We start from the raw sequence: 2,293 nt of genomic DNA, 5'->3' as shown, positions 1-2,293 counted from the left end.
AAACAGTCCCCTCCTGTCAACACACGCAGAAGAAGCAAATAAAAACAGGATTATCAAAAAGATTACCGGCAGAAAGGTAGCCATCTGTGTATTCAAACTCAAAGGCACCGATCTTGCCTTTTCTGTTGGCTCCGAGCACTTGGTGGGTTTTGACCGAGATGCACCAGGGGGACCTCAAATGGATGCTTCCAGGCTACCCGGCGCAATACAGCATGAGCGCCATCTACAAAATCAGCTGGAATTTGTAAATAAGGTTCAAGCTGATCACGGCGTCAAGGTCGTTGCCATGGTTACCGGTGGGGATTTCAATGAAGACGACCGCTTTGCCAGTCGTACCTGCGAGCAGACCAGTGGTCAGGTTCCGGATGATCTTTACCGTTTAAAAATATCATCTGACCATGGCTTCTTGCCACCACAGAACCCGGAGGATCAGGAACCCTGCGAACTGAATTCAGAAGGGGGTGATAAGCCCCAGATAGATTACATAACCTTGTGTAGTGACGAAAAGCCAGGGTGTAAGCTTGAAAATAACTATAATGGCTTCCGGGATCAGATGGATGGAGGCATTGAGGACTATCCCTCTGACCATATCCTGATATCTGCAGTTCTCACTATCCCTGAATTGGCCCGGCCAAGCCAGCCGTAGAAGCTGCCGGTCAACGACAGCGCCGATGATGAAAGCTCGTTTGGCCAAAAAATGAAGGGTGGCTAACTCTGAAATGCAGGATTTGTCTCATCCCAACTGTCCGATGATTTCCACCTGAAGATCATCCGGGATCTCCTGAAACGACAGTATTGTTAATGACCGGTATTGCGCAATACGGCTATACCGGGAAAGCAGGGGCCAGAGCTGGGGTGTGACCAGCAACACGGGTTCCACCTGTTTGGCATGAGCCTTCCGGACCAACTCTGGAATATTGTTCTGCAGTTGCAACGACAGGCTGGGCTCAATAACGAAAGACTCTTCTGAAAACTGCGGGTCCCGTCTGGCCTGTTCCCTGGCCATCAACAACATTTTTTCCAGCTCGTGTGACAGGGTAAACACAGCCAGCTGTTCCGGCAGAGCCTGATGATTGATCAGGGGGTCGATAATCTGTCGTCGTAAGGTGATACGAACCTGTCTCAGCAGCGCCAGAATATCCTGCTGTGGCTCCGCAGCCGCCAGCAATGTGGCGGCAATGCGTGGGCTGTCGGCAATGGCAATATTATCCGCCAGTAGTCGTTTGAGAATTTGCATCAATATGCCCGCAGGCAGTTTATCCGGAACCAGTTCGTCGCATAACTTCGGTGATACTTGCCGGAGATGGGTCAGCCACCCCTGGGTCTCTTCGAACCCGAACAGATCGTCGATATGATTTTCTATCATCCTGCCAACATGGGTGGTAATCACGGTGGAACAATCAACCACTGTATAACCTGCCTGCATTGATGCCGCCCGTTCCGTCACAGGAATCCAGTAAGACGTCAACCCATAACAGGGATCTTTCACCGGCGGGGCAAAAGGCAGCGGCCGGGCATTCTCCATGGCAATGGCCAGTAGCTGGTCCAAGTGCAGGGTAAAATGGTCAACGGCAACGTTATGCAGCTGAATAGAATAACTGTCCGGGTCCAGGTTCAGGTTATCGCGTATATGAATCATGGGTATCAGAAAGCCATATTTTTCTGACAATTCCCGTCGCAGGTGCCTGATCTGACTGGCCAGTTCACCTTTTGTTACAAGATCAGTTGTCACAAAATCAGTTGTCACAAGATCAGTCACGTGATTGTTTGCCTGATCCCCGGGGGTCTTCTGATTCAGCAGTGATATCACACGATAGCCAATATTCAGGCCAATGGGGTCAACCACCGATATATCCTGCCAGGTGAGGCGCTCCCTTGACGCCATGCTGCTTTCATCCGCTTTACCAGCCAGTGCATTTTGTCGTTCAATGCTTCTTTCCCTGACTATACGGCGATAGACAAACAACATCATCATTAAGCCTGGGATAATAAAGGCCACATGGGGCATACCCGGTACCAGACCAATCACCACCAATACCCCGGCAGCGACCATCAACGCCCTGGGCTGACCGATAATTTCCTGTCGAACCTGCTGGTTCATGTCCACAGCCCCGGATATGCGGGTCACCATAATGGCGGCCGCCGTGGATAGCAGCAGGGAAGGAATCTGGGCCACCAGCCCGTCACCAATGGTCATCAGCCCATAAAGCTGTACTGCTTCGGTGCCACTCATATCATATCCTGATTACCACTGATCGTACGTCATGAATCAGCTGCTATAATAAACGTCGAT

The 2,293-nt window shown here is 50.9% G+C and carries 2 protein-coding genes; one reads left to right on the top strand and one right to left on the bottom strand.

What is annotated here, in order from left to right:
• A partial coding sequence (locus KDK14_RS14050; RefSeq protein WP_257265802.1) for a hypothetical protein occupies nt 1-646 on the top strand: 646 nt, incomplete at its 5' end.
• A gap of 87 nt (nt 647-733) precedes the next feature.
• Here the strand turns inward: KDK14_RS14050 and KDK14_RS14045 are convergent.
• Entirely contained in the window at nt 734-2,233 is a 1,500-nt protein-coding gene (locus KDK14_RS14045) for a flagellar biosynthesis protein FlhA (RefSeq protein WP_257265801.1), read from the bottom strand.
• Between the last annotated feature and the right edge of the window lie 60 nt (nt 2,234-2,293).

Source organism: Endozoicomonas sp. ONNA2 (genome assembly GCF_024606365.1).
Classification (GTDB): Bacteria; Pseudomonadota; Gammaproteobacteria; order Pseudomonadales; family Endozoicomonadaceae; genus Endozoicomonas.
The sequence above is the reverse complement of the archived record's forward strand: the minus strand, read 5'-3'. Positions and strand labels throughout refer to the sequence as shown.